We start from the raw sequence: 17985 nt of genomic DNA, 5'->3' as shown, positions 1-17985 counted from the left end.
GCGGGGCGTGGGCGGCTCCTTGGTACCGTCACCGCCCCCGGGAGGATCGGGGGGCGGGGGGCCGAGGATGCGGACGATACGGAACGGCACACTCGACTACTGGCGGCGCGGACTCGGGCACGTACCCGAGGAGGTCTGGCGGACGGAGGGCCTCCGGACGCTGATCCTCGCGGACAACGGGCTGACGGAGCTCCCGGCCCGGATCGGCCGGCTGACCGGCCTGCGCACCCTCGACCTCGGGCACAACGCCCTGGTCTCGCTGCCGCCCGAGCTGGGCGCGCTGACCGGGCTCGACGACTGCCTCTACCTGCACGAGAACGCGCTCACCGCGTTGCCCGCCACGCTGGGCCGGCTGTCCCGATTGCGCTACCTCAACGTGAGCGGCAACCGGCTGGCGGAACTGCCGGAGGAGATCGGCGGGATGGCGGCCCTCGTGGAGCTGCGGGCCCAGGACGCCCGCCTGACCCGCCTGCCGGACGGCGTCGGACGGCTCACGGCGCTGCGCGAGCTGTGGCTGCGCGGCAACTCCCTGACGGAGCTGCCCGGTTCCCTGACGGCCCTGAGTGAGCTGCGGGAACTGGAGCTCCGCGAGAACGCGTTCACCGCCGTGCCCGGCGCGCTGCGCGGGCTGCCCGCCCTGCGCCGGCTCGACCTGCGGGCCAACCGCCTGACGGAGCTGCCCGGCTGGCTGGCCGAGCTGCCGGCGCTGGAGAAGCTGGACCTGCGGTGGAACGCGCTCGATCCGGCGCCGCGACTGCTGGACGCGCTGACCCGGCGGGGGTGTGTGGTGCTGGCCTGAGCCGGACCGCTCGTCTCGCGCGGCCGCCTGCCCGGACATCCTGTCCCGCCGTGAGTCGCCGTGTGAGGCGGGACCGTTACGTGACGCCGGGCCGGTAATGCGAGGCCGCGCCGCCAGGTGAGGCCGGACTGCTACGTGCGGCCGGATTGTTGTGTGCGGCCGGATCCCTACGTGAGGTCGAACTCCCCCTCGCGCGCGAGGTCGACGAAGGCGCGCCATTCCTCCGGGGAGAAGATCACGGCCGGGACGTCGGGGGTGCGCCGGTCGCGCAGGGCGACGTAGCCGTCGATGAAGCCGATCTGGACGTCCCCCGTGCCCGGAACGCCCGACTGCCAGGTGGCGTTGGCCAGGTCCAGGCGCTGCCGCCGGTCGTCCGCCAGGTGCTCGGTCGCGCTCTTCGCCACGTGCCGTTCCCCTCCCCGTCGCGGGTGTTCCGTCCGGCCACCCTAGCGACCCGGCGGCGTCCGGGACAGGCCGCCGACGGCCGGGGAGGCGGATCGCCCGGACGGGTGGGGGGAATCCCGGGTCCGTCTCTTGACGTCCGTGGCCGGTGGCTGGTTCTTTTGCCCGGAAGGAAGCTACCGAATGATCGGTCGGGACAGTGGGGGTGGGTCATGACGGCAGCCGCGGCGCTCGACGCGGGAGAGCGCCTGTCGCGCGACGGGCTGGCGGCGCTGCAACGGGAGCGACTGCGGGCGACGTTGCGGCACGCCTACGACAACGTCGCCTTCTACCGCCGGGCGTTCGACGAGGCGGGGGTGCGGCCGGAGGACTGCCGTACGCCCGCCGACCTCCCCCGCTTCCCGTTCACCACCAAGGCCGACCTGCGCGCCCACTACCCGTACGGCATGTTCGCCGTGCCCCGCGAGCGGATCCGGCGCCTGCACGCCTCCAGCGGTACGACGGGCGAGCCCACCGTCGTCGGCTACACCGAGCGGGACCTGGACACCTGGGCCGGCCTCGTCGCCCGCAGCCTCCGCGCGGCGGGGGCCCGGCCCGGTGACACGGTCCATGTGGCGTACGGGTACGGGCTGTTCACCGGCGGTCTGGGCGCGCATTACGGCGCCGAGCGGCTCGGCTGCACGGTGATCCCCGCGTCCGGCGGAATGACGGCCCGTCAGGTACGCCTCATCCGGGACCTCCGGCCCGACGTCATCATGGTGACGCCCTCCTACATGCTCACCATGCTCGACGAGTTGGAGCGGCAGGGCGTCGACCCGCGTACCACGTCCCTGCGCGTCGGCGTCTTCGGCGCGGAGCCGTGGACGGCGGAGATGCGCCGTGAGATCGAGGAGCGGTGCGGCCTCGACGCCGTCGACATCTACGGGCTCTCCGAGGTGATGGGCCCGGGTGTCGCGCAGGAGTGCGTGGAGACCAAGGACGGCCTGCACCTGTGGGAGGACCACTTCTACCCGGAGATCGTCGACCCGGTCACGGGTGAGCCGCTGTCCGACGGGGAGCCCGGGGAGCTTGTCCTCACCTCCCTCACCAAGGAGGCCATGCCGGTGGTGCGGTACCGCACCCGCGACCTCACCCGGCTGCTGCCGGGCACCGCCCGGGTGTTCCGCCGGATGGACCGGATCACCGGCCGCAGCGACGACCTGATCATCGTCCGCGGGGTGAACCTGTTCCCCGGGCAGATCGAGGCGGTCCTGCTGCGGGTCCCCGGTGTCGCGCCCCACTTCCAGCTCCGCCTCACCCGGGAGGGCCGGATGGACCGGCTGACCGTCCGGGCGGAGGCCCGCCCGGGGGCGACGCCGGAACAGCGCGCGGCGGCCGTGGAGACGATCGCCCGACGGGTGAAGGACGACGTGGGCGTCTCGGTGGCCGTCGAGATCGTGCCGCCGGAGACGCTGGAGCGGTCGGTGGGCAAGATCCGGCGTCTCGTGGACGAACGCTGACGAGTACAGACGAAATCGCCTCGGCAGTACAGACGTTCGCCTCAACCGTCACTCCATCGTGGGAGTCTTTCGAGTCGTCCCTCAACGATGGGAGTCATCTTGCGCTTGCGTCACTCGCTCCGCGCCCTGGCCGTCGGCGGGCTCGCCCTGCTGACCGGTGCCGGGGCCCTGCCCGCCGCCGCGGCGGCGCCGGACGCCGCCCGTGGTGAACGGCCGTCCGCCGGCGGGCTGTCGGCGGTGATCCGCTACACCGAGTACGGCATCCCGCACATCCTGGCCGACGACTACGCGGACCTCGGGTTCGGCGACGGCTGGGCGCAGGCCGCCGACGCGGTCTGCACGCTGGCCGACGGCTTCGTCACCGTACGCGGGGAGCGCGCCCGGTACTTCGGGCCGGACGCGGCCCCGGACCGCTCGCTCTCCGACGCCTCGACCAACCTCTCCAGCGACCTCTTCTTCCGGGGCGTCCGCGATGCCCGGACCGTCGAGAAGCTGCTCGACCGGCCGGCGCCCGAGGGCCCGTCGCGGCAGGCCAGGGAGCTGATGCGCGGCTGGGCGGCCGGTTACGACGCCTGGCTGCGGCAGAACGAGATCACCGATCCGGCCTGCCGGGGCAAGGACTGGGTGCGTCCGGTCACCGCCACCGACGTCGCCCGGCGCGGTTACGCGCTGACCGTGCTCGGCGGGCAGGGCGCGCTGGCGGACGCGATCACGGGGCCCGTCCCCCGGCCGCCGGGGCCGCCGCCGGCGGCAGGGCGGGCGCCGATCCGGCCGCCGCCGCCCGCGCGTACTTCGCCGCCCGGCACGACGCCGGGATGGGCTCGAACGCCGTCGCGTTCTCGGGCGCCACCACGGCGAACCGGCGCGGTCTGCTGCTGGGCAACCCGCACTACCCCTGGCACGGCGGCCGCCGCTTCTGGCAGTCGCAGCAGACGATCCCGGGTGAACTGAACGTCGCGGGCGCCTCGTTGCTGGGCTCTCCCACCGTCCAGATCGGCCACAACGCGTCCATGGCCTGGAGCCACACCGTCGCCACCGGCGTGCCGATGAACCTGTACGAGCTCAGGCCCGTCTCCGGCGACCCGCGCTCGTACCTGGTCGACGGCAGACCGGAGCGGATGACCGAGCGCAAGGTCACCGTGGCGGTGCGCGGCAAGGACGGGCGGCTCGCGAACGTCACCCGCAGCCAGTGGTGGACGCGTTACGGGCCCGTGGTCACCGGGCTCGGGGACGAGATGCCGCTGCCGTGGACGCCGGGCTCGGTGTACGCCCTGGCCGATCCGAACGCCGCCCAGTTCCGCTTCTTCGACAGTTCGCTGGGCCTCAGCAAGGCGCGCGACGTGCGGGGCGTCCGGGAGGCGCTGCGGCGCACCCAGGGCCTGCCGTGGGTGAACACGGTGGCGGCCGATTCCGCCGGGCACAGCCTCTACACGCAGTCGCAGATCCTGCCGCGCGTCACCGACGACGTGCAGCGGAGCTGTGGTACGGCCCTCGGCCGGCGGACGTACCCCGCGTCAGGGCTCGCGGTGCTGGACGGCTCGCGCGGCGCCTGCGCGCTGGGGAGGGACCGGGACGCCCTGCAGCCGGGCGTCTTCGGCCCGTCGGCGATGCCCACGCTCGTCGACGCGCCGTACGCCGAGAACTCCAACGACAGCGCCTGGCTGGCCAACGCGGACCGGCCGCTCACCGGCTATCCGCGGATCTTCGGTGACATCGGCACCGAGCGGTCGTTCCGGACGCGCGGCGGGCTGGAGGACGTGGCCGCCCTGGCGAAGCGCGGCGGGCTGACCGTGGCGGATCTGGAGCGGCAGCAGTTCGCCGGGCGGGCGCCCACCGGGGACCTGGCCGCGGCGGACGCGGCGGCGGCCTGCGCGAAGCTGCCCGGCGGCACGGCGCCGGGCCCGGACGGGCGGCCGGTGGACGTGTCCGGGGCGTGCGGCGTCCTGGCCCGCTGGGACCGCAAGCTGACCACCGGCAGCAGGGGCGCGCTGCTCTTCGACCGCTTCGTCCGCGCACTGGTCCGCGAGGTGCCGGCGGACCGGCTGTGGCGGGTGCCGTTCGACCCGGCGCGGCCGGTGACCACGCCGAACACGCTGAACACGGCGGAGCCGGGCTTCGCGCGGGCGCTGGCCGCCGCCGTGCGCGAGCTGCGGTCGGCGGGCATCGCGCTCGACGCGCCGCTGGGCGGGCACCAGTTCGTGGTGCGGAAGGGGAAGAGGATCCCCGTGCCGGGCGGTACGGAGGCGCTGGGCGCCTGGAACAAGATCGAGGCCCGCTGGGACGGGCCGCGCGGCGGCTACCCCGAGGTGTCCATGGGCACCAGCTACGTCCAGGCGGTGGGTTTCGACGGCGGCTCCTGCCCGGTGACAGCCCGGACGCTGCTGACGTACTCCCAGTCCGACGACCCCGCGTCGGCCCACGCGAGCGACCAGACCGAGCTGTTCTCGAAGGGCCGGATGATCCGCGGCCGGTTCTGCGAGCGGGACGTCCTCGCGTCGCCGGGGCTGCGGGTGGTGCGGGTCTCCCAACGGTGAGGTAGCACGGGTCTGTTGACGGGGCGCGCCGCGATATCGCGGCGCGCCCCTTGCGCGTCGGGGGCGTTCAGGCGCGCGCCCGGCGGTGCTGGGCCGCCTTGGCGCGGTTGCCGCAGCCCGCCATGGAGCACCAACGCCGCCGGCGTCCGGCGGAGTTGTCGTAGAACCGGGCGCTGCACCGGTCACCCCCGCAGATCCGCAGCCGGTCGCGGTCCGTGCCGCCGAACATCTCCGCCGCGTCGACGGCGATCCGGCTGAGCGCGCCGCGCCCGTCCACCGGCGGGACGCCGGCCGTCAGCACGGGGACGCCGTCGCGTACGTCGAGGCGGGGCGGGTTCTCGACGGCGCGGGCGAGCCACGCGTTGAGGACCCGCTGGGCGGCGGCGGGGAAGGCCGTCCCCTCGACGACGGCGACCAGCCCGGCGTCGACGGCCTCCCGCAGCTCGACGGCCTGCGCCAGCAGGGGTCCGTCGACGGGGATGCAGGCGGGGCCGATCGCGGCCGCCTCGAACCAGGCCGTGAGGTCGGCCGGTTCGCGCAGGAGTTCCCGGCCGCCCGCCCAGCGGTCGCGGCGGGTGTTGACGAAGTCGACGCTGATCCGGGTGCCGTACCAGACCCAGTCGCGGTCCTGACGCTCTTGCTCCGCACTCATAACCCCATGTTAGGTTACCGGCCACGAACGAAGTAACCACACAACCGGTTACTCCGGTGGGTGGGATACGGAGAGGGGTGGGCGCGATGATGGCCATGGCGGAAGGAACCTCGAAGGACAGGGGCGGGGGCGGGGCCCGGATCTGGCTGCTGGCGCTGGGCATGTTCGCCATCGGGACGGACCTGTTCATCGTCTCGGGGCTGCTGCCCTCGATGGCCGGCGACCTGGGTCTGTCCACGGCGGCGGCCGGGCAGTCGGTGACGGTGTTCGCCCTCACCTACGCCGTCGCCGCGCCGATCCTGGCGGGCCTGACGTCGGCCGTCGACCGGAAGACGCTGCTGGTCGCGGTGCTGATCGTGTTCGCGGCCGGGAACGCCCTGTCCGCCTTCGCGACGTCCTACGCCGTCCTGCTGATCAGCCGGGCCGTCGCGGGCGCCGGCGCGGCGATCTACGCCTCGACCGCGTCGGCGGTGGCCGCCGGGATCACCCCGCCCGAACGGCGGGGCCGCTCCCTGGCGCTCGTCTACGCGGGCATGACCACGGCGATCGCCCTGGGCGTGCCGCTGGGCAGCGCGATCGGCGACTTCTCGTCCTGGCGCTGGGCGTTCGGCTTCGTCGCCCTGCTGGCCCTGGTCGCGCTGGCCGGACTCTGGCCCGCCCTGCCGTCGGTGCCGGGCCCGGGCGGGTCGGGGGTACGGCAGCGACTGGCCGTGTTCCGCGTCCGCCACGCGCCCTCGGCGCTGCTCGTCACGGCGTTCTGGGTGGTCGGCACCTTCGTCGTCTACACCTACCTCGGTGCCCTGTTCGACCGCGCCGGGCACGTGGGGACGGGCCTGCGGCCGTGGCTGCTGCTGCTCTTCGGCGTCGGCGGCTTCGCCGGCGTGATGGCCGGCGGCCGGCTCGCGGACCGCGTCAACCCGCGGACCGCCCTCGCGACGTCCGTCGCCCTGCTCGCCGTCGCCCTCGCCGCCCTCTCCCCCGCCCTGCGCTCCACCGCGAGCACGGCTGTGGCGCTCACCGCGTGGGGGTTCGCCCACTGGTGCGCCTTCCCGCTCATCCAGCACCGCCTGCTGCACATCGGCGGCCGGCACGGCGACATGCTCCTCGCCCTCAACCAGAGCGCCCTCTACCTGGGCCAGACCCTGGCCGGCGCCCTCGGCGGCCTCCTGGTGGGCGCGGGCCGGCTGGGGTCGCTGCCGTGGGCGGGGGCGGCGTTCGAACTGCTGGCGCTGCTGGTGCTGGTGGTGGGGGCGACGGGCGCGGCACGCGGCCGCCGCACACGCCCCGCTCGCTCCGGGCGGCTCCCCGGAGCGGGCGTCGCCGCGAACGCACGGGCGGACGCCGGCTCCGTTCCCGCCGCATCCGTCCGCTCCGCCTCGGGCGACGCGGGCCGCGCCCCTGCCGGGCCGGCCGACTGAGCGGCGCGGGCAGGCCGGCACTGATGCGGCACGGCATGGGACGGCATGGGACGGCCGAGGTCTACGCCTGTGGCGCCGGCTTCCGGAGTGTCTCGATCAGCGCCGAGACGCTGTGGTCGCGGTGGCCGTCGGCGATGGCCCGTTCGAGCATCTCGTACATCGGCAGATGCCACGACACGTCGATGTCGGCCTCCCGGCCGAGCTGGAGTTCATGGGCGACCGCCTGGTGGAAGATGCCGACGGTCGCCCGGGGCCGGGTGTAGTCGCCGCTGTCGATCTCCTGGGCGATGGCGGGCAGTTCGGACGCGATCATCTCCAGCCACTTGGTGGTGAACCGCACCAGCGTGCCGGCCTTCAGGCCGCGCGCGGAGACCAACGCGGCTCCCTGGAAGAAGCCGAGGAGGGCGGGCAGCAGAAGGCCGCCCACGGCCTGTTCGTAGAGAGCGGCCAGATCCGGCTCGTCGCCGAGGTGGACGGTGTCCCCGCCCAGCACCCGCAGAGTCGCCTCGTACGTGTCGAACACCTCCTTGTCGCCCCCGTAGTACAGCAGGGTGTCGGGTGCGCCGACGGCCGGCGGCACGTTCTTGACCGCGCCGTCCAGGAAGCGCGCTCCCCGTTCCCGCGCCCAGCCGGCCATCCGGCGGGCGCCGTCCGGCGTCCCGGTGTTGAGGGTGACCAACGCGCGCCCGGCCAGCTCGGCGGAGGCCGGCTCCAGAACCGCGCACGTGGCGTCGTACGTGGTCAGGCAGACGACGACCAGCGGACTCGCGGCCACCGCCTCCTCGACGGCGAGAACGTGCCGCGCCCCTTTGGCGACGAGCGGCGCGGCCTTCTCCGCGCTCCGGTTCCACACGGTCGTCGGGTGCCCCGCCCCGACGAACGCCTCGGCCAGCGCCGTACCCATCGCTCCCAGGCCGATGACGGTCACCGGTGTGCGGTCTTTCACAGACATGTGCTCAACTCCGCGCGTTTTCATGGATATTCCGGCTCCATTCGGGCCGTTGCCACTCCATGCTCCGTCCGGCACGGACTTTTTCTCAAGTACCGTCAATTTTGTCGGGTACTTACCTACGAGTATGTGCGGAGCGTCGATGAGGAAGCGGACCTTCACCTGCGGGTTCGATGCCGCCCTGGCCGTCGTCGGCGGCAAGTGGAAGATTCTCATCCTCTGGGCGCTCCACTGCGGAGGACCGCTGCGCTTCGGAGCGCTGCGGCGCGCGGTCGACGGCATCAGCGAGCGCGTCCTGATCAACCAGCTCAAGGAGATGGAAGCGAGTCAGCTGGTGCACCGCGAGGAGTTCCCCCAGGTGCCGCCGAAAGTGGAGTACTCGCTGACCCCGTTCGGCACATCGCTCCTCGACGTCCTCATGCCGCTCGGCGAATGGGGCACGGCCAACATGGAGCGCATCGCCTCGCTCGGCACCGGAGGGCCCGAGGCCGGTGGGCGGGAGGAGGGTCCCCGTCCGGCTTCTCCCGCACCGAGGTGACGGCCGGGGCGCAGGAGCGGTTCGGGGCGTCGGTGTGCGGGCGGTGGGCTGAGGGCCGCCCTCCTCCGACGGCCGTGGCGCCGGCGGCTCCGGTTGCGGGCCCGGCGGGGCGGGCCGAGGCTGTCAGCAGGACCGGCGGCGGAGCGGGCGGGCCGGCAAGGGCCCGCCGGAACGGGTCGGAGCCGGAAAGGACGCGAGCCGTGATCGATCCCGTACAGGTTCTGTGGTCACCGGCCGGGGAGTCCATGCCCTCCCTGGGCTCCGACGCCCTGGTCGACGTCCATGACGGCGATACGCCGAACATCCGCATGCCCGTTCGCATGCTGTCCGTCGACACCCCCGAGGTGACGGCGAAGTCCGCCGAGGGCGCCAAGCACGTGGACGAGAAGTTCAAGGAGCTCGCCGGGTGGATCGAGAAGGGCAAGGCGCCCATTTCGAAGGAGCTCGCCGCGTTCCTGCTGCCGAAGATCCGTACCGGTCACGCCGGCACGCTCCAGTTCGAACAGGGCACCAAGGCGGCCCAGTTCAACACGGACAACATCAACAAGCGGTTGATCGAAGGCGTTCCGGAGGGCAAACCCCCGCGCGACAAGCCGCGCCGGATCTTCATCCGCACGGCCGACTCGCCCTTCGACGACCACCACCGCCTGCTGGCCTACGTCGCGCCGGACTACTCGAAGGACGAGCGGGCCGTCCTCACCCGGCGGCAGCGCTCCACCTTCAACTTCGACCTCATCGAATCCGGCTGGGCCGCCACGTTCATCATCTACCCCTCCATCCCCGGGGAGCTCGATCTGCCGATGACCCTGGAGGCCGCCGAGAAGGCGGTGAAGGGGAAGAAGGGCATCTGGAAGGAGCCGGCCACCCTGCTGGGGTACGAGTACCGGGCCCTGGAGAGGCTGCACGAGGTCACTCAGAAGATCGTCGACGGCACGCCGCTCCGCCCCGGCGAGTCCTTCTCCTGGCGCGAACGCTACTGCGCCGACCTCCGCACCCGCGAACTCTTCGGCCCCGAGGACTACTTCCGGGTGCCGCCGGTGTACCGGCTGTGGTTCTGGCCGAAGGACGTCAACGAGGCGATCGGGCGGCTTAATCTCGTGCCGTCACGGGAGTTGGGGGGGCGGGCGGCGGGGTGGCGGAGGCTGAGGGGTCCACCGCGCCATTACCTCCGCGGTCATCGCTCTCCCCGCTCCCCCGCTCCACACTGGTGCACAACCGCCCCAGCGCGGCCCGCGTCAAGGAACCAGGAGAGCGCCATGAGCACCGCAGCCCCCGCCACCGGCAACGCCACCGACACCTCCGCCGACACCACCGCCGCCACCCGGGCCGTCGTCGACGAGCTGCTCCGGCGGATCGCCGACGGAGACCCGGAGCGCATCGCGGAGTTGTACGCGGACGGGGCGGACTGGGCGCTGGACTGGCCGGCGGAGGAGCTGGGGCGGGCGGAGACGCCGTGGATCCGGGAGCGGTCGAGCCGGGCGGACGCGGCGGCGCACTACCGGGAGATCGGGGCGCATCACGTGCCCGAGGAGGCGGACACCCGGATCGAGCGGGTGCTCGTCGACGGGGCGGACGCGGTCGTCACCGGCGAGCTGCGGCTGACGGCCCGGCCGACGGGGCGGCGCTACCGGGCGCGGTTCGCCTTCCATCTCACCGTCGGGAACGGTCTGGTGACGCGGCATCACGTGTACGAGGACAGTCTGGCCGTCGCCCGGGCGTTCACCGCCTGAGGCGGGCCGCCCGGGTCTGCTGCAAGGCCGCGACCTGGCGGTACAGCTCCGCCGCCTCCGCCGTGCGGCCGAGCTGCTGGAGGCAGCGGGCCTCGTCGTTGCGGCTGGCGAGCGCGTCGGGGTGGTCCGCGCCCAGGACGCGCTGGCGCGCCTGGGCGACGTCGCGGTAGACGGCCAGGGCGTCCGTCCAGCGGCCGAGCCAGCCCAGGCCGACGGCCACCTCGCGGCGGCTGACGAGGGTGTCGGGATGGTCGGCGCCGAGCACGCGGGCGCGGATGGCGCAGACGTCGCGGGCCTCGGCGAGGGCCTCCTCCCACCGGCCGAGGCGGCCGAGGTTGACGCCCATGCCGTGCCGGGCGCGGAGGGTGTCGGGGTGGGCGGGGCCCTGGACGCGGGTGCGGTCCTCGATCAGCGCGCGGTACAGCTCCAGCGCTTCCGTACTGCGCCCGAGGCGGCCCAGGCAGATGCCGGCCTCGTAGCGGGCGGCCAGGGTGTCCGGGTGGTCCGGGCCGAGGACGCGGGTGCGGGCCGCCGCCACTTCGCGGTACGTGCGGAGGGCGTCGCTCCACCGGTCGAGCTGGCCCAGCGTGTAGGCGACCTCGTAGCGGGTGACGAGGGTGTCGGGATGGTCCCCGCCCAGCACCCGGGCCCGCGCGGCGGCCACGTCGTGCGCCATGCGGTACGCCTCCTCCAGCAGGCCCAGTCTGCCGAGGCTGAAGGCGAGGTTGTGGCCGCAGCGGAGGGTGTCGGGGTGGTCGGGGCCCATGATGCGTTCGCGGGCCGCCAGGACGTCCGCGTACACCTCCCGGGCCTCGAAGTGGCGGCCGAGCCGGCCGAGGACGTACGCCGTCTCCTGCCGGGCGGCGAGCGTGTCGGGGTGGTCGGGGCCGAGGGTGCGGGAGCGGGCGGAGGCGGTACGGGCGAACTCGCGGAGCGCCTCCTCCGGGCGGCCGAGCCGGCTGAGCGAGAACGCGACCTCGTAGCGGCTGGCGAGCGTGTCGGGATGGTCGGGGCCGAGCAGCCGCTCGCGTTCGGCGAGCACGGCGCGGTGCGTCTCGTCCGCCTCCGCCCAGCGTCCGGCGCGGCCGAGGCGGAGGCCGCCGCTGTGCCGGGCGGCGAGTGCGTCCAGCACGTCCGGGGGGACGGGGGCGGGAGCCGTCGGGGACGGGCGTTCCGCCCCGGCGGAACCGGCGGTGGTGCCGTCGGCGGAGGGGAACGCTCCCGAGCCGGCGGACGACCGGCGCGGGTCGGCGCCCGGCTCCCACGCCGAAGCGGTGGGCCCGCGGCGGCCCGTGCCGTCCACTCCGTCCTTCCGGCCGCTCCACGGGACCGTCCAGGCGCCGGTCAGCACGGCGGAGGGGTCCGGCGGGAGCGCCGTGGCACCGGTGCCGGCGGCCTTCGAACCGGTGGTCATGTGCCGCGCCCAGGCCGGGAGCCGGGGCGGCGGTTCGGACAGGAGGCGCGGGTGGGAGGGGGAAGCGCCGCGTGTGGAGGATGCGCCACGGGTGGAGGAAGTGCCGCGAGTGGGAGTGCCGCGGGTGGAGGAAGCGCCGCCGCCGGTGTACGGAGTGTCGGCGGTGTACGAGGAGTCGGCAGGGTTCGGGGAGTCGGCGGTGTACGAAGGGCCGGCCGGGTACGACGCGTCGCCGGCGTACGCGATCCCGCCCGCGCGCGTTCCGGGCCGCGCGCCGGTCAGCCGCCGGACCAGCTCCGCCGCGTCGTCGGGACGGTCGTCGGGCTCCTTGGCGAGCAGGTTGAGGACGACGTCCTCGAACGCCGGCGGCAGCTCCGGGCGGAGGTCGCGCGGGGGCGTGGGCGGGGTGTCGCGGTGGCCGACGAGGACCGCCCAGGCGTCGTCCATGTCGAACGGCGGGGTGCCGGTGGCGATCTCGTACAGCACGCAGCCCAGCGAGTACAGGTCGCTCCGGTGGTCGACGCCGCCCCCACCGATCTGTTCGGGCGACATGTAGTGCGGGGTGCCCATGGCGATGCCGGTCCCCGTCAGCCGGGCCGTGAAACCGATGTCGTGGCCCAGGCGCGCTATGCCGAAGTCGCATATCTTCACCGTGCCGTCCGTCAGCCGCATGATGTTGGCCGGTTTGAGGTCGCGGTGGACGATGCCCTGCCGGTGGGTGTACGCGAGGGCGGCGCCGACCTGTTCGGCGATGTCGACGACCTCGGGGACGGGGAGCGGGTGCTGCTTGTTGTCCTCCAGGAGCTGGCTGAGGTTGCGCCCGTCGAGGAGCTCCATCACCAGGTACAGGACGCCGTCGCTCTCGCCGAAGTCGTGGACGACGGTGATGCCGCGGTGCTGGAGCGCCGCCGCGACGCGGGCCTCGCGGCGGAAGCGCTCACGGAGCACCCGAAGGTAGGACGGTTCGTGCCGCGGGCCGAGCGGTTTGAGGCATTTGACGGCCACGTGCCGGCCCAGGGACTCGTCGCGGGCGCGCCACACCTCTCCCATGCCGCCCCGCCCGATCCGGTCGAGCAGCTGGTACCGGCCCTGGATCAGCCTGGTCTCCGCCATCCCCGCCCCGCCGCCCCCGTCGTTGCCTCCGCGCCGCCCCCGGCCTCCCCCAAGTATGGCGGGCTCCCCCAGCCGCTTGTAGGGCGGCGGCACCGGGGCGGTGCCGCCGCCGTGGGGAACCGGCTCACCCGCCCCGGCTCTCCGCACCCTCGGGCAAAGAGAACATCAGGGCCCACATCGTCGCGAGGGTGCCGCCGGTCCACTCGAGGGTGGCGCCGGTCCATCAGAGGACGCCGGTGAACGCCTCCCGGTTGGCCGCGCCCTGGGACGAGCGAAACACAGCGCTTGGCCCGGAACGGGCACAGGCGGAAGGCGAACAGCGTAAAGGCCTCTCCGGCGTCCGTGCGAAGCGATGACCCACCGGCGGCCCGGCCCGTCCCTCCCGGGCTCGCGGGGGGCCCGGAAAGACCGAGGGCCCGCCGGCTCCGGGTGCGGAGGCGGCGGGCCCTCGGGGGCTCGGCGGGTGGCGGTCAGCGCGCGGCGTGCCTGCGGTGGCGGCCGGGGCGGCGCGGGCCGCCCGGGCCCGGTACGGCGGCGTGGCCGCCCTCCCGGGCCTCCAGCTCGGCGCGCTCCTGCTCCAGGCCGAAGCGGCTCAGCAGCGGCAGCCGGTCCACCCGCGGAAGGATCCAGACGTGCCAGATGCCCGTCACGAAGAAGATCGCCGACCCGGCGACCAGGACCGAGCCGAAGGTGTCGGTCGGGTAGTGGGCGCCGATGTACATCCGCGAGAAGGCGACCAGCAGTACCGCGAGGACGCCGCAGACCGCGACGGTACGGCGGTGGCGGGACTCGCGGAAGAGGAAGTACACGGCGACGGCCACCGCGACGGTGAAGGCCGTGTGGCCGCTGGGGAAGCTGTTGGAGCCGATCTCCGGGTCGAGGGAGAACTGCCGCGGCGGCCGGTCGCGGGCCACGAGGGCCTTGGCGATCTGGGTGCTGTTCCAGCCGACCGCCACCACGAGGAACGTGGCGACGGCCTGGATCGGCCGCCGCCGGGCGATCAGCAGCCAGCCGGTCCACAGCGCGAGGATGATCACGCCCGCGACGGGCGAGGCGAGGTAGCTCACGCCCTCCATCACGTCGTTCAGCCAGCCGGTGCGGGTGTTCGTCTGGATGGTGCGGTCCAGGTCCAGGTCGTGCGGCTGGATCAGCGACGTGTGCGCGGCGGTCATGCCGAGCACGATCGCTGCCACGAACAACAGGACGGAATTGCGCAACCAGTGGCGCACGTAGGGCATGGGTGGGGCGTCCTTCGTATCGGCATGGCGGCGCCGGGGGCGGCAGCACGCGCTTGATGACGAGTACGTGCCGCATGCTCCGGGATGACCGGTGCGGCCGTACTACAAAAACTACACGTGCGGACGGGTGTCTCCCCAAGCGCGGCGGTCACACCGGGGTCCCTTGACCGCTATGCGTGATCGGAACGTCGCTCTCCGCTGCCGGATCCGTCTGGCCCCGCGCCCCGCCCCGACGACAGTGGATCTTGGTCGGCCTAGACTCCCGCGGATGGAGCGCACAAGGAAGTGGCGGCCCGGCCGCCGGACCGTCGTCAGGGCCGGCTGCGGCACCGCGGGGGCGGGAGTGGCGGCGGCGGGTGCCGCGGCGCTGCCCGGTGCCGGGGGGACGGCGGTCGGCACGATGACGGTGTCGGCCCTGCTCACCCTGGCGACGACGGGCTGGTGGCCCCGCGACGCGCGCCGGCTCGCCCTGACGGCGGTGGCCGTGGCGGCGGTGTGCGGGCTCGGCACCGTGCTCGCCGGTCCCGGCGCGACCGCCGAAGGGTCCCCCGCGATCAAGCTGGCCCTCGTCGAGTACGCGTCCGGCACCTGGCTCGTCCTCCTCGTCACCCGGGCGCTTCCGCCCTGGCGGTCGGCCGGGCTCTGGCTGGTTCTGGGGGCGGCCGTGTCCACGCTGCTGCTGCGGGCGGGCGCCTACGACGGGGCGCTGGAGGCCGCCGGGCAGTCCCTGTTCCTGTCGGCCGGCCCGCTGGCCGCCGGCGCGCTCGGCACCGCCCTGTACACGGCACGGGAGCGGCGGGCGCGCGGTGTGCGGGAGGCCCGGCGGGCCCAGCGGCTCGAACTCGCCGCCGATCTCCACGACTTCGTGGCCCATGACGTCTCCGGCATCGTCGCCCTCGCCCAGGCCGCGCAGGTCGTGCACGAGGCACGGCCGGACCAGGTTCCGGCGCTGCTCCGGCGGATCGAGGAGGCGGGGGTGCGGGCGTTGGGGGCCATGGACCGTACGGTGCACATGCTGCGGGACGGGGACGGGCGGCTTTCCGCCGCCGGCGCCGGCAAGGACGCGTCGGTGGCCGACGACGCCGGTGCCCGGGCGGCGGCGTACGGGCTGGACGACGTGCCGGGGGTCGTGGACCGGTTCCGGGCGTCCGGCACGGCGGACATCCGGCTGACGGACGAACTGCCGCCCGAGCGGCGGGCGGACGTGCCGCGCGAGGTCGCGGCGACCGTGCACCGCGTCGTCGTCGAGGCGCTGACCAATGTGCGGCGGCACGCTCCCGGGGCGGAACGGGTGCGGGTCGTCCTGTCCTGCGGGGGCGGCGGGCTCCTCGGGTCCCGCGAGGGCGGCACGGCGGGGCCGTCGTTGTCCGTTTCGGTCACGGACTCCGGGCGCGGCGCGGCCGGGGCACGTGCGGGCCGGCCGTTGGCCGGTGAGCGGCGGGGTGGGTTGGGGCTGGCGGGGCTTGCCGAGCGGGTGGAGACGTTGGGTGGGGTGTTGACGGCGGGGGGGTCCAGTGAGGGTGAGGGGTGGGAGGTGCGGGCGGAGTTTCCGTTGCGGTGGTGAAGGGGTTGCGGTATGGGGGGGCGCCCCGTTCCCCCTGCCCGGCCGAGGCGCTCGCCGGCCCCGAGCGCCCGCCGCGTGCGTACACGCGCGACACGCGAGGGCGGCTCCCACCGGGGGAGCCGCCCTCGCGTGTCGTCGCCTTCCGGCCGGTTCTCGTTCAGGCGCGTCCGCAGCGGGTGCACGCCCCGCGGCGGCGGAGGTGGTAGGCGAGGGTCGCGGCGCCCAGGGCCAGGCCCCAGACGGTCCAGAGGATGCCGGGGCCGTTGGCGCCCCACATCTCGGCGGTGACGTGGCGGGCGTTCATCAGGCCGCCGGGGACGAGGACGAGGGCCACGACGGTGGCGGGAATGACGGCCGTGAGGGGGTGGACGCGCTTGCCCGCCTTCCACCACACCCAGCGGGGCCAGACCTCGCCCCAGCGGCTGATGAGGCCGTGGGTGAGGAGACCGCCGGCGGTGGAGAGGAGACCGAGGCCGAGGCCGATCTCCAGCATGCCGGGAGTGTCCCGCATGTCCTCCAGGAACTCCCGGGTGATGCCGAGGGGCCAGCCGAAGTACCAGGCGAGGCGGGTGAAGTCGTAGGGGACGGAGGAGAGGGCGGCGGTGTACACCGCCCAGCGGCCCCAGCGGCGCGTGGCCTCGGGTGTCGTCCAGCGGGCGGTGCCGTGCCGGGACCGGCCGCAGGCCGTGCAGCGGTGCGCGGTGCGCCACTGGTAGGCGAGGGTGGCGGCGGCCCACAGCAGGCCCCCGGCGAAGATGATGATCAGGTTGCCGCGGTGCCAGTAGAGGACGTCCCCGACCCCGTCCTGCGGACCGGGCACCCCGGTGAAGGCGAACACCACCAGCAGCGGCGCGAAGACCAGCAGTCCGAGGAGGGAGTAGTCGGGGACGGCGAAGGCCATCACGCAGGCCGAGGTCCACCCGTAGGCGAGCAGCCAGGTCCGGGCCCGGCCCTTGCCCACGCCCCGGGCCATCAGCACACCCGCGACGACGCCCGCCGCGCCGACCGCCGCGATCACCGGTCCGACGATCTCCGCCCGGCTGGGTTCCAGCAGGGAGGCGGAGGCGCGGTCGTCCTCGACCTTGGCGAAGGGGTAACCGGCGCCGCCCGCCGCCCAGTAGAGGCCCGCGGCGCCGTACAGCAGGGACCACAGGGCCGCCAGGCAGCCGGACCAGACCGGCCACCGGGACCGCCACCGCTCCCGGGACGCTCCCGGGGGCGGCTCGGTCACGCCGTCCCGGACCGGTTCCGTGGTGGTCACCTGTGCGCTCATGGCGGTCTGTCTCCTCGTCCCCGACCGGCGGTCCTGTCCACCGGTGCGGTGACCACCCTCCCGTCCGGGGCCGGTCCGGCACATCTGCCGATCGGCAGACTCCGGGCGCCGCCGCCGGGCCCGGGGTATGCCGCCCGGCGGAGGGCCGCTACCGTGACGATCATGAGCACCCGCATACTCCTCGCCGACGACCAGGAAGCGGTCCGCATCGGCTTCCGGCTGATCCTCGACTCGCAGCCGGACATGGAGGTCGTCGGTGAGGCCGAGGACGGGCGGCAGGCCGTCGAACTGGCCGGCCGGCTGCGGCCGGACGTCGTCCTGGCGGACATCCGCATGCCGCGGCTGGACGGCCTGGAGGTCACCCGGCTGCTGGCGGGCCCGGACGTGCCGGATCCGCTGCGGGTGGTCGTGGTGACGACGTTCGACCTCGACGAGTACGTGCACACGGCCCTCCGCAACGGGGCCTGCGGCTTCCTGCTCAAGCGGTCGAGCCCGACGCTGCTGGTGGAGGCGGTCCGGGCGGCGATGGCCGGGGACGCCATGGTCAGCCCGTCGGTGACGGTCCGTCTGCTGCGGCAGCTGCGGGCGCCCGAGCCGCCGCGCGCGGAGCCGCCCGCCGAGGCGCTGACCGAACGGGAGGCGGAGATCGCCCGGTTCGTGGCCAAGGGCCTGACGAACGCCGAGATCGGCGCCGAACTCTTCATCTCCCCCGGCACGGTGAAGACACACCTCGCCCACGTCCAGCGCAAGCTCGGCGTCCGCAACCGGGTCGGGATCGCGGCGTGGGCGTGGGACAACCGGGCGGCTTCCTGACGGCGGCCGGAGCGCGGGGCGGCGGTCCCGCCTCCTCGACGGAGCGACC

General features: G+C 74.3%; 13 protein-coding genes and 1 pseudogene. 8 read left to right on the top strand and 6 right to left on the bottom strand.

Annotated elements, in window-relative coordinates:
- Positions 1–67 precede the first annotated feature (67 nt).
- Entirely contained in the window at positions 68–799 is a 732-nt protein-coding gene (locus K7I03_RS30595; protein ID WP_221902537.1) for a leucine-rich repeat domain-containing protein, read from the top strand.
- A gap of 167 nt (positions 800–966) precedes the next feature.
- Here K7I03_RS30595 and K7I03_RS30590 read toward each other — a convergent pair whose 3' ends face one another.
- Positions 967–1203 (bottom strand): DUF397 domain-containing protein, encoded by a 237-nt coding sequence (locus K7I03_RS30590; protein WP_004942602.1) that lies wholly within the window; start codon positions 1201–1203, stop codon positions 967–969.
- A gap of 210 nt (positions 1204–1413) precedes the next feature.
- On the opposite strand from K7I03_RS30590, the gene paaK reads away from it, so the two are divergent.
- Positions 1414–2700 (top strand): phenylacetate--CoA ligase PaaK, encoded by a 1287-nt coding sequence (gene paaK, locus K7I03_RS30585; protein ID WP_185940958.1) that lies wholly within the window; start codon positions 1414–1416, stop codon positions 2698–2700.
- Between the two features lie 105 nt (positions 2701–2805).
- Positions 2806–5234, top strand: a pseudogene (locus K7I03_RS30580) (penicillin acylase family protein).
- Positions 5235–5301: 67 nt separating this feature from the next.
- Here the strand turns inward: K7I03_RS30580 and K7I03_RS30575 are convergent.
- Positions 5302–5886 (bottom strand): CGNR zinc finger domain-containing protein, encoded by a 585-nt coding sequence (locus K7I03_RS30575; RefSeq protein WP_185940957.1) that lies wholly within the window; start codon positions 5884–5886, stop codon positions 5302–5304.
- A gap of 95 nt (positions 5887–5981) precedes the next feature.
- On the opposite strand from K7I03_RS30575, the gene K7I03_RS30570 reads away from it, so the two are divergent.
- A complete protein-coding gene (locus K7I03_RS30570; protein ID WP_185940956.1) occupies positions 5982–7304 on the top strand; it encodes an MFS transporter in 1323 nt (440 codons plus the stop codon).
- Positions 7305–7365: 61 nt separating this feature from the next.
- Here K7I03_RS30570 and K7I03_RS30565 read toward each other — a convergent pair whose 3' ends face one another.
- A complete protein-coding gene (locus K7I03_RS30565; RefSeq protein ID WP_185940955.1) occupies positions 7366–8256 on the bottom strand; it encodes an NAD(P)-dependent oxidoreductase in 891 nt (296 codons plus the stop codon).
- Between the two features lie 139 nt (positions 8257–8395).
- Here K7I03_RS30565 and K7I03_RS30560 point away from each other — a divergent pair, with 139 nt between their 5' ends.
- Together K7I03_RS30560 and K7I03_RS30555 are read left to right on the top strand one after the other, a co-directional pair.
- On the top strand, positions 8396–8791 hold the full coding sequence (locus K7I03_RS30560) for a winged helix-turn-helix transcriptional regulator (RefSeq protein WP_185940954.1): 396 nt from the start codon (positions 8396–8398) through the stop codon (positions 8789–8791).
- A 1256-nt stretch (positions 8792–10047) separates the two neighbouring features.
- Positions 10048–10521: a nuclear transport factor 2 family protein gene (locus K7I03_RS30555; RefSeq protein WP_185940952.1), complete on the top strand. Its 474-nt coding sequence runs from the start codon at positions 10048–10050 to the stop codon at positions 10519–10521.
- On the opposite strand, the gene K7I03_RS30550 is transcribed toward K7I03_RS30555, so the two are convergent.
- Positions 10511–13048 (bottom strand): serine/threonine-protein kinase, encoded by a 2538-nt coding sequence (locus K7I03_RS30550; protein WP_185940951.1) that lies wholly within the window; start codon positions 13046–13048, stop codon positions 10511–10513. The two genes, K7I03_RS30555 and K7I03_RS30550, sit on opposite strands and share 11 nt — an antisense overlap.
- A 470-nt stretch (positions 13049–13518) precedes the next feature.
- Positions 13519–14286, bottom strand: a complete 768-nt coding sequence (locus K7I03_RS30545) for a phosphatase PAP2 family protein (RefSeq protein WP_185940950.1) — start codon at positions 14284–14286, stop codon at positions 13519–13521.
- A gap of 268 nt (positions 14287–14554) precedes the next feature.
- Here K7I03_RS30545 and K7I03_RS30540 point away from each other — a divergent pair, with 268 nt between their 5' ends.
- Positions 14555–15850, top strand: a complete 1296-nt coding sequence (locus K7I03_RS30540) for a sensor histidine kinase (protein ID WP_185940949.1) — start codon at positions 14555–14557, stop codon at positions 15848–15850.
- 157 nt (positions 15851–16007) lie between these two features.
- Here K7I03_RS30540 and K7I03_RS30535 read toward each other — a convergent pair whose 3' ends face one another.
- On the bottom strand, positions 16008–17123 hold the full coding sequence (locus K7I03_RS30535) for an NYN domain-containing protein (RefSeq protein WP_185940948.1): 1116 nt from the start codon (positions 17121–17123) through the stop codon (positions 16008–16010).
- A 162-nt stretch (positions 17124–17285) separates the two neighbouring features.
- On the opposite strand from K7I03_RS30535, the gene K7I03_RS30530 reads away from it, so the two are divergent.
- Positions 17286–17936: a response regulator gene (locus K7I03_RS30530; RefSeq protein ID WP_185940947.1), complete on the top strand. Its 651-nt coding sequence runs from the start codon at positions 17286–17288 to the stop codon at positions 17934–17936.
- Positions 17937–17985: the final 49 nt, after the last annotated feature.

This window comes from Streptomyces mobaraensis (assembly GCF_020099395.1).
In the GTDB taxonomy this organism is placed as follows: Bacteria; Actinomycetota; Actinomycetes; order Streptomycetales; family Streptomycetaceae; genus Streptomyces.
Note: the sequence above shows the minus strand (reverse complement) of the source record. Positions and strands in the feature narration are given on the sequence as shown.

Coding starts and splice junctions, on each gene's coding strand:
- K7I03_RS30560 (WP_185940954.1), top strand. CDS start 8,396: ATGAGGAAGCGGACCTTCACCTGCGGGTTCGATGCCGCCCTGGCCGTC.
- K7I03_RS30570 (WP_185940956.1), top strand. CDS start 5,982: ATGGCGGAAGGAACCTCGAAGGACAGGGGCGGGGGCGGGGCCCGGATC.
- K7I03_RS30535 (WP_185940948.1), bottom strand. CDS start 17,123: ATGAGCGCACAGGTGACCACCACGGAACCGGTCCGGGACGGCGTGACC.
- K7I03_RS30595 (WP_221902537.1), top strand. CDS start 68: ATGCGGACGATACGGAACGGCACACTCGACTACTGGCGGCGCGGACTC.
- K7I03_RS30530 (WP_185940947.1), top strand. CDS start 17,286: ATGAGCACCCGCATACTCCTCGCCGACGACCAGGAAGCGGTCCGCATC.
- K7I03_RS30575 (WP_185940957.1), bottom strand. CDS start 5,886: ATGAGTGCGGAGCAAGAGCGTCAGGACCGCGACTGGGTCTGGTACGGC.
- K7I03_RS30555 (WP_185940952.1), top strand. CDS start 10,048: ATGAGCACCGCAGCCCCCGCCACCGGCAACGCCACCGACACCTCCGCC.
- K7I03_RS30550 (WP_185940951.1), bottom strand. CDS start 13,048: ATGGCGGAGACCAGGCTGATCCAGGGCCGGTACCAGCTGCTCGACCGG.
- K7I03_RS30565 (WP_185940955.1), bottom strand. CDS start 8,256: ATGTCTGTGAAAGACCGCACACCGGTGACCGTCATCGGCCTGGGAGCG.
- paaK (WP_185940958.1), top strand. CDS start 1,414: ATGACGGCAGCCGCGGCGCTCGACGCGGGAGAGCGCCTGTCGCGCGAC.
- K7I03_RS30540 (WP_185940949.1), top strand. CDS start 14,555: ATGGAGCGCACAAGGAAGTGGCGGCCCGGCCGCCGGACCGTCGTCAGG.
- K7I03_RS30545 (WP_185940950.1), bottom strand. CDS start 14,286: ATGCCCTACGTGCGCCACTGGTTGCGCAATTCCGTCCTGTTGTTCGTG.